We start from the raw sequence: 8,777 nt of genomic DNA, 5'->3' as shown, positions 1-8,777 counted from the left end.
TTTTGGCGGGCCACCAAAACGGCCATAATCCCCCAATCTTTTTTTTTGGTAGGCGGAATTCGGCCGCCTTGATGGCTTTATGTCCGATTTTGGGCGCCGATTCCGCTCCACTGTGCGCCGGATCAGTGACAGTGAGTAACGTTCGAAGACCGCAGAAGGCCCAGGAAGCGGATCAGGAAGCGGATCAGGAGGTCAGTCAGCCGGCCAGAGGTCAGCGGATCAGGCGCTCAGCGGGTGAGCCGGAAGGCATAGCCCGGGACGAAGAGCCCCGCGGTCGCCGCACAGCCGTCGGCCTGCCCCGGCTGCTTGACCCAGAGATAGGCGTCGATCCCGGGGATCCCGGTACGGGCGGTGGGCGGCGTGCCCAGCTTGCGCCCCGGCGGATCACAGAACCGGTGGTCGTGGGTGGGCCCGGCGCCATTGCGGCTGGTGTCGATCACGGCCCCCAGCCTGGGCAGACGCAGTTCTCTGAGGACGGACAGGCCGTAGCGGACCTCGTCGCGCGTGGCGTTGAAGTTGGAGACGTTGAGGGCGATGCCGTCCCCGTACCTGTCGATCCCCGCCCGCTCCAGACGCTCGGCCATGACGGATGAGGGAAGCCACCCGGAGTTCCCGGCGTCGTAATAGATACGGGCGTGCGCGGCCCGCCCCCGCAGCGTCCGCCCGGCGTAGGACAGCGCCGCGTACCGCTCGGTCTGCTGCCGCCGCTTGAGACAGGTCAGATGCGCCAGGGCGTCCGGTTCCAGGATGACGACGGCGCGCGAGGCGCCGATCCCCCGGGCGAAGCCACCGATCCAGTTCTGGTAGCCGGACGGATCGGCCATGCCCCCGGAGCTGTGCTTTCCGCAGTCGCGGTGCGGGATGGCGTACGCGACCAGCACCGGCAGCCGCCCGCGGGCCCGGGCGTCCCGCACCACCTGGCGCACCTGGGCCTCGACCCGGCCCTGGTCGGTGTCCGTGAACCAGGCGGCCTGCGGCTGATCGGCGATGCGCTTGCGGATGACCGTCGCCCGGCGGTCGTGGGGGTTGCCGCGCACCCACTGTGCCGCGGGGTTGTCGGGGTCGGTGTAGAACCGGGTCGTGACCGGGAAGTACGGCTTGGGCAGGGGGAAGGCGGACTCGTCGCCGGCCCAGCCCACCGGTGGATGGAGCGTCGTCGCGGCCGTCGCGACCTCGGCCATCAGGGCCAGGGCCAGCAGCTGGACGATGCCTCTGCGGGTCCGCAGCGGGGACCTACGGCCCTGGCGCCGCTCCCGCCGCCTCCACCGGGTCTGCGCCGGCCGTTTCGGCAGCGCCCCTAGCCCCAGCCACCTCGGCAGACCTATCAGCCCCAGCAGCAGCACCTGAAGCCGAAGCCGCTGCCAGAACCCCAGCCGCCCGCGCGTCCCCGCCGTCCCCGCCGTCACGGGGGTCACGGGGGTCTTCTCGTTCACGCCGGGCCCGCCGTTCAGCTGTCCGAGTTGTTCGGCGGGGGCTTACGGCGGCTGATCAGGAAGACCGCGATGACGGCCAGCACCACCAGGGCCCCCGCCACCGCTCCTATCGCCACCAGCGCCGATCCCTCCTCGGACCGGGCCGCGGAGTGCTCGCGGTCCGGCTTGGGGGCCGTCCGCGCGGAGCCGGGCGGGCTGGTGGAGGCGGGTGGTGCGGCGCGGTCCGCCAGCGCCTTGGCCGGGGCGATCAGCCCGAAGCCATAGCGCGGGTCACGCCCCGAGGACCCCTTGCGGTCGGCCGTGTCGATCAGCTTCTGTACGACCTGGCCCGCGGTCCAGCGCGGGTGCTCCGAGCGCACCAGTGCGGCGCCGGCCGCGACCCACGGTGCGGCGTAGCCGGTGCCCGCGCCGGTCCAGTAGTCCTTGTTCGGGGCGGTGGTCAGGATGGAGACGCCGGGCGCGGCCAGGGTCACGCCCCCGCCGTGGTGCGAGTCGGTCCACACGGCGCCCTTCTCGTCGGTCGCCACGACGGAGACCACCCCGGGGTAGGCGGCGGGGTAGGTGGGGCGGTTGCCGTCCTTGCCGTTGTCGCCGGCGCCCGCGACCACCACGGCGTCCTCGCCGATCGCGTACGTCACCGCCGACCGCAGCGCGGCGTTCGGCTTCTTGAAGGACACCGCCACATCGATGACCTTCGCGCCGCGGCTCACCGCGTGGCGGATGGCCTTGGCGGTGGCGTCGACCAGCGGTTTCCGGTCCTCGTACACCCCGAGCGGCAGCACCCGGGCCTGGGGCGCAAGACCCAGCAACCCGTTGCCCCGGTAGTTGCGGCCGGTCCCCACGATGATCCCGGCCGCGTGGGTGGCCTGCTCCATCGCGTCCCCCTGGTCGCGGGTGCCGGTGCCGCTGGGGCCGTCCCCGAAGTCCTTGCCGGCCAGGACCCGCCCGCGCAGATCCGGGTGGGAGGCATCGACGCCGGTGCCGATGACCGCGACGGTCACCCCGGCGCCCTTGCTGATTTTCCATGCCTTCTTGGCCTGCAGCGCGGTCAGCGCCCATTCGGAATCGTGCATCGCTCCGGAATCGGAATCCTGAGGAACGTCCTGAGGAACGTGCTGAGGAACACCGATCGCCGCCGAGGGGGCGAGTGAGAGCGCCATCAGGGCGATAACGGCCCCGGTCCGGGCGGCAAATGAACGGTGCAACATCACGTGACCTGACATTACGTCACCTACCTTCATCCCAGTGGGACGCGAGGCCGTGGGCGGACGCCTGGCCGTCTCATCTTCTGCGGGTCTCCGCGGTGCGGACACCCGCGGGCGGGTGACCTACCGCTCCCCTTTTTGGGGGACCAGTTGCAGGCGCGGTTTCCGGGCCTCCCCAAAACGGGGGAGAAAGCCGCTCCACCGAAGGTGGAGTCCGTCCTCCCCCGAAGGCGTGATGTCCTCCGAAATCCCGGGGAGCACTCTTGGACTGACATCGGCGAAAGAGCCTCCTGCGTAGGGAGTCGCGATGCAGCGTTTCGGAACGTTCAGCGATCGCACCAGCGACCGCGACCCCAGCGAACGGGTGGGCAACACCCGTAAGCGAAAAGGAATGTTCTTTCGGACGCGCTCGATGAGCGGCCCGCTGGCCGCCCTGAGCGGTCTGGTTCTGCGATTCGCGGTCGTCGGTGTGGGTGGCGTGCTCGTGAACACGGTCACTCTCTTCGCGCTCTACCGCTGGGCCCACTGGCCGCTGCTCGCCGCCTCCCCGGTCGCGGTGGAGCTCGCCGTGGTCCACAACTATCTGCTCAACGACCGATGGACCTTCGCGGTTTCCACCCCGTCGCTCTGGCGGTTTCTGAAATTCAATGTGTCCGTACTCGGCGGGCTCGCGGTCAACGTCATGGCGGTCTGGCTGCTGGAACGCTTGGGAATCCATCTCCTGCTGGCGAACGGCATCGGTATCGCCGCCGCGTTCGCGGCCAATTTCGCCGCCAGCGCGGGCTGGGTCTGGGGGAGGCGGGGCCGATGATCCCCATCATCTATCTGGGTCTCGTCCTGGTCTCCGTACTGCTGACCGTTCAGTCGGCCCATGTGCTCTATCTGATGCTCTACACCTGGGACCGGACGGACGCCGAGCGAAAAGCCAGGGCCCCGGACCGCTTTGTCCGCCCGCGTCTCTCCTTCAGCGTGCTGCTGCCCGCACGGCATGAGGAGGACGTCATCCAGACCACCATCGAGCGGGTGGTGCGGGCCGATTATCCGGCCGAACTGCTGGAGGTCTTCGTGATCTGTTCGCAGGACGACACCGGCACGATCAAAAAGGCGGAAGAGAAAATCGCCGAGCTGGACCGGGAAGGTCTGGAGAACGTCCAGGTCGTGGTCTTCGACGACAAGCCCGTCAACAAACCCCACGGGCTCAACGTGGCCCTGCCGCACACCACTCACGACGTAGTGACGATCTTCGACGCCGAGGACGACATCCACCCCGAGATCTTTCTGCTGGTCAACACGGTCATGCTCAAGGAGCGGGTGCGGGTGGTGCAGGCGGGCGTCCAGCTGATGAACTTCGACTCCAACTGGTACTCCACGCTCAACGTCCTGGAGTACTTCTTCTGGTTCAAGAGCCGGCTGCATTACCACGCCCACTTCGGATCCATTCCGCTCGGCGGCAACACCGTCTTCTTCGCCCGCGAGCTGCTGATCCAGCTCGGCGGCTGGGACGACCGCAACCTCACCGAGGACGCCGACCTGGGCCTGCGGGTGTCGGCCAGCGGCGAGCGGGTGCGCGTGGTCTACGACGACCGCTATGTGACCAAGGAGGAGACGCCACCGACCCTCGGCCACTTCATCCGGCAGCGCACCCGGTGGAGCCAGGGGTTCATGCAGACCCTCAAAAAGGGCACCTGGAAACAGATGCCCACCCGCAAACAGCGGTGGCTCGCCTTCTACGTCCTCGCGTTCCCGCACGGCCAGGCGCTGCTCGGCCTGTATCTGCCGATCTCCCTGGGGATGATCCTCGTCCTCAAGGTGCCCGTGCTGATCGCGCTCTTCTCCTATCTGCCCGTCCTGCTGCTGTGCGCGCACTTCCTGGTCCAGGCGGTCGGACTGTACGAGTTCACCGGGGCCCATGGGCTCGAAGCCACACCGGGGACGCTCGTGAAGATGGCGCTCTCCTGGTTCCCCTTCCAAATGGTCCTCGCCTACGCCGCGGTGCGCGCCATGCGGCGAGAACTGCTCGGCCGCCACGACTGGGAGAAGACCCAGCACGTCGGCGCCCACCGGGCCGCTACGGAGGAGGCGGACTCCCGTGTCGCATGACCCCACGCCTCCGCTGCACCCGCAGCCTCCGGAGCCCCCGAAGCCTCCGGAACCCGTTCGCCTGGAGCGGACCGATCGGCCTGCGCGTCCCGAAGGGCCTGCGCGGCCTGAACGGCCTGCGCGCCCGGAGGGGCTTGAGCGGCCTCCGCGGCCTGACCGGTCCCAGCCGCCCGAGCGGCCCCCTCGGCCTGAGCGACCCCAGCGGCCTGACCGGCCCGACCGACCCGACCGACCCGACCGACCCCGACGGCCTGAACGACCCGACCGACCTGACCGGCCGGACCGACCCGAACGGTCCCAGCGACCCGAACGGTCCCAGCGACCCGATCGACCGCCGCGCCCCGATCGCCCCGACCGACCGCCGCGCCCCGACCGACCCCAGCGGCCTGACCGACCCGACCGACCGCCGCGGCCTGACCGACCTGAGCGGCCTCAGCGTCCCGAACGGTCCCAGCGACCCGATCGACCGCCGCGCCCCGATCGCCCCGACCGACCGCCGCGCCCCGATCGCCCCGACCGACCGCCGCGCCCCGATCGCCCCCAGCGCGCCGACCGACCGCCGCGCCCCGACCGGCCCGACCGGCCCGACCGGCCCGACCGGCCCCAGCGCCCCGCCCGGCCCCGGCGCCCGGTCGCGGTCGATGAGCCCCCGCCGCGCCCCCGGCGGAGGCGCCCGCCCCTGCTGTCCGTCGAGCGCGGCATCTTCCCCAAGCTGGGCCGCAGCGGTCGGCTGGCGCTGCTCTTCTCCGTGCTCACCGGGCTGCTCAGCCACGGCTACCACCTGTTCCGCTATCCGCTGTACCTCACCGACGAGGGCATCTATATGCAGCGGGCCTGGTCGCTGGTCCGGGAGACCCGGCTGTCCCCGTACACCTACGACTACGACCACGCTCCGGCTGGCTGGATCACGCTGGCCGGCTGGGCGTTCCCGCTGCCGAAGCAGTTCGAGGCATTCGGCAACGCGATCAACACCGGCCGGTTCCTGATGCTGCTGGTGCACCTGGCCTCGGTCGTGTTGCTCTTCGAGGTCACCCGGAGGCTGTCCGGCACCGTGCTGGCCGCCACCATCGCCGCGTTCTTCTTCAACCTCTCGCCGATCTCGGTCTACTACCAGCGTCAGGTGCTGCTGGACAACCTGATGATCTTCTGGATGCTGCTGGCTCTGTACGCCCTGCTGCGCCGCGAGACCACGATCAGATCCGCGTTCGGCGGCGGGATCGCCCTGGGCATCGCGCTGATCACGAAGGAGAACGCGCTCTTCTTCGCCCCGACCTTCATGTATCTGCTCTATCGAAGAATCCAGGGCTCCGCGAGCCGGCGGTTCACCCGCGCGCTGTGGCCATTCGCCGCGGCGGCGCCGGTCGGCGCGTATGTCACCTACGCCCTGCTCAAGAACGAGTTGATGCCCAGCGGGCTCGACTTCGACCTGGCCAACCCGCCGGCGGACCACGTCTCGCTGCTCTACACCCTGTGGTGGCAGATCAACCGCAGTCAGGGCAGCCTGCTCAACCACCACGGCCTGCTGTACACCAGCTGGCTGCCCCGGGACTCGTTCCTGCTGCTGGCCGGAATGGCCACCACGGTCATCAGCCTGTGGTGGGGAATGCGGAAACACCGGCGGGATCTGGGGTTTTTCGTCGCCGGGACGCTGGGCTTCGGATATGCCTTCTACCTGCTGCGCGGCAGCGTGGTGCTGGACTTCTACATCACCCCGCTGATTCCGATGTTCGCCATGAATATCGGAATGGTCACGGACCGACTGCTGAGGCGGCCGGTGCTCCGCAAGGTGCTCGGCCGGGCGAGTTCCAAGGTGCGGATAGCGGTGCCCGCGCTGCTCGCCGTCATGCTGCTGGCCTCGCCCTCCACCGGATATGTCCTGACCGTCAACACCGAGGGCCGCGTCGCGGTCGCGGACCAGTACCAGCACAAGCTGGCCCTGACCCATATGCAGCTGGCGCAGATCGCCTGGGTACGCAAGCACGTCTCGCCCAAGGCGCGCATCATCATGGACGACGACATGTGGGGTGAATTGCATGACGTGCATCCGGTCTACCCGTACGCGCATTCCCACTGGAACGCCTCGTCCGACCCTGCCCTGCGGGACAAGCTCTTCCGTAAGAGATGGCAGAACGTCGACTACATCATCATGTCCAACAAGATGCGCAACGCAATTCACCGCAACAACGGCGACGGCCGGGAGAACTGGATCCTGGCGGCGCTACGGAATTCGGAAAGGGTATGGGCGGACATCCGCGGCGGCATCAGGCTGGAAATCTATCGGGTGAACAAATAGCCCGCCGGAAGAGGAGGTGAAGGCCATGCCCGAGTACGACGACTACGACGAGTACGAAGAGTACGACGACAACTACGACACCCGTGAGGCAAACGGGCAGCGCGGGGACGACGGAGGCGACAGGAACGACAGCGGGGGCGACGACTACGGCGAATACGGCGACGACGAGAAGTATGACAAGTACGCCGAATACGACGACTACGGCGACGACTACGACGGCTCCGGCGACGATTACGCCGACTACGACGAGCCCGCGCCGAGGCGCGCCATCGAGTCCGCCAAGTCCACCAGGACCCGCAAGACCTTCAAGGCTTCCAATGCCTCACATGCCTCCGATGCCTCCGGAGCCTCCGATGCCTCTCTGCGGGAGCCGAGCGCCGGCCAGGGGAAGCGCAAACGGGTCTCCTGGAAGACGGTCCTGCTGGGCATCGTGGCCATCGCGATCGTCGGATCGCTGGTCAAGATGGTCGCGGGCGGCGGCCTCGGGAACGCCCTCAACACATCCGGCGGCGGAGGCGGCCAGAAGAAGAGCGACACCCAGCAGCAGCAAGAGGTCGTTCCGACGAAGAAGCCCAAGACCATCAAGCTGGGCAACCAGCGGGTCCCGCAGGCATCCGGCCCGATCATCGTCATCAACCCGGGCCTGGTCGCCCCCGGCGGCAAGGCGTCCGTCGAAGGCGGCGGCTTCGCCCCCAAGAGCACGGTCGACCTGCTGCTGACGACCAAGCGGTCGGGCACCAAGGGCCGCGCCATCCGCACGGTCCGCACCGACAAGCACGGCTCGCTCTACGCGAACTTCACCATGCCGGAGTCGCTGGGCGGCAGGCCCGGCACGCTGGTCGCACAGCAGCGCGGCGGCGGCCGGTCGGCCAAGGCCGAGTTGATCAGCGGCGGCGCGATAGGCACCGCGAAGATCAACAAGATGGTCGGCCGGCCGGGCGACGTGGTCTCGATCAGCGCCCGTGGCTTCAAGCCGGGCGAGCAGATCAACGTCTTCTGGGGCCGGACCACCGGCACCCCCGTCGCCAGGCTGCGCACCGACGGCTCGGGCGGGGTGGGCCGGGCCGACATCCGGGTCGGCGTCGCCCCGACGGGCCAGAGCACCCTGGTGCTGGTCGGTCAGCAGAGCAAGACCACGGCCACCGCGCCGTTCCAGATGCTGAGCCTGTACCCGGCGATCAAGTCCTCCCCGTACGCGCTGAAGGCCGGACAGCGGATCAGGCTGTCGGGGAACCGGTTCGCGCCGAACGAGCGGGTGCTGGTCTACATCAACGCCACCAGCGGTCTCCCCGCCTTCACCACGCAGGCCAATTCCTTCGGCCAGATCCGCGACGTGGCGTTCGACGTGCCGTTCGGGCTGAAGGGCAGGCAGAGCCTGACGGCGATCGGTGACCAGAGCCGGGCCGTGGTCCGCTCGGGCTTCACCGTGCTGCCGTACTCCCCCAGCGCCGAGCCCAGCACCTTCGGCGGCAAGGCGGGCACCACACTGAGCTTCTACTGCTCCGGGTTCGCGCCCAACGAGACGGTGACCGTCTACGCCGGCAGCGGCAGCGTCGCCGGGCGCAAGATCGCCGTCTTCCAGGTCGACGGCCGGGGCAAGGCGGCGGCCGTGGGCTCGTACCGGATCACCACGGCCGACGAGAACGGCGTGTCCTTCAAGCTCATCGGCTCCAAGAGCGGCGGGGTCGCCAAGGCCGGGATCAACAACACGAGTGGCCAGGGCCAAGGGCACTAGGCACGTGTGCG

At 69.0% G+C, this 8,777-nt stretch carries 6 protein-coding genes; 4 read left to right on the top strand and 2 right to left on the bottom strand.

What is annotated here, in order from left to right; all coding sequences use genetic code 11:
• Positions 1–227: 227 nt before the first annotated feature.
• Together ACFV2X_RS42840 and ACFV2X_RS42835 are read right to left on the bottom strand one after the other, a co-directional pair.
• Positions 228–1,415 carry a glycoside hydrolase family 6 protein gene (locus tag ACFV2X_RS42840; RefSeq protein ID WP_385626831.1) on the bottom strand — a complete coding sequence of 396 codons (1,188 nt, stop codon included), beginning with the start codon at positions 1,413–1,415 and terminating at the stop codon, positions 228–230.
• Between the two features lie 32 nt (positions 1,416–1,447).
• Complete coding sequence (locus ACFV2X_RS42835; RefSeq protein WP_385626829.1) at positions 1,448–2,506, bottom strand: S8 family serine peptidase; 1,059 nt, start codon at positions 2,504–2,506, stop codon at positions 1,448–1,450.
• Between the two features lie 439 nt (positions 2,507–2,945).
• Between ACFV2X_RS42835 and ACFV2X_RS42830 the strand changes: the two genes are divergently transcribed.
• The 4 genes from ACFV2X_RS42830 (at position 2,946) to ACFV2X_RS42815 (ending at position 8,766) form a co-directional block, all read left to right on the top strand.
• Positions 2,946–3,449: a GtrA family protein gene (locus tag ACFV2X_RS42830; protein ID WP_385626828.1), complete on the top strand. Its 504-nt coding sequence runs from the start codon at positions 2,946–2,948 to the stop codon at positions 3,447–3,449.
• A complete protein-coding gene (locus tag ACFV2X_RS42825) occupies positions 3,446–4,738 on the top strand; it encodes a glycosyltransferase (protein ID WP_385626827.1) in 1,293 nt (430 codons plus the stop codon). The genes ACFV2X_RS42830 and ACFV2X_RS42825 overlap by 4 nt, the downstream gene beginning before the upstream one ends.
• A 748-nt stretch (positions 4,739–5,486) precedes the next feature.
• Positions 5,487–7,031, top strand: a complete 1,545-nt coding sequence (locus tag ACFV2X_RS42820) for an ArnT family glycosyltransferase (protein ID WP_385626825.1) — start codon at positions 5,487–5,489, stop codon at positions 7,029–7,031.
• 25 nt (positions 7,032–7,056) lie between these two features.
• Positions 7,057–8,766, top strand: a complete 1,710-nt coding sequence (locus ACFV2X_RS42815) for a hypothetical protein (protein ID WP_385626823.1) — start codon at positions 7,057–7,059, stop codon at positions 8,764–8,766.
• The last annotated feature ends 11 nt before the right edge of the window (positions 8,767–8,777 follow it).

This window comes from Streptomyces sp. NPDC059679, assembly GCF_042734105.1.
Lineage (GTDB): Bacteria > Actinomycetota > Actinomycetes > Streptomycetales > Streptomycetaceae > Streptomyces.
The sequence above is the reverse complement of the archived record's forward strand: the minus strand, read 5'-3'. Positions and strand labels throughout refer to the sequence as shown.

Excerpts from the sequence above, each read along its gene's own strand:
- ACFV2X_RS42830 (WP_385626828.1), top strand. The coding sequence starts at position 2,946 with ATGCAGCGTTTCGGAACGTTCAGCGATCGCACCAGCGACCGCGACCCC.
- ACFV2X_RS42825 (WP_385626827.1), top strand. The coding sequence starts at position 3,446 with ATGATCCCCATCATCTATCTGGGTCTCGTCCTGGTCTCCGTACTGCTG.
- ACFV2X_RS42835 (WP_385626829.1), bottom strand. The coding sequence starts at position 2,506 with ATGCACGATTCCGAATGGGCGCTGACCGCGCTGCAGGCCAAGAAGGCA.
- ACFV2X_RS42815 (WP_385626823.1), top strand. The coding sequence starts at position 7,057 with ATGCCCGAGTACGACGACTACGACGAGTACGAAGAGTACGACGACAAC.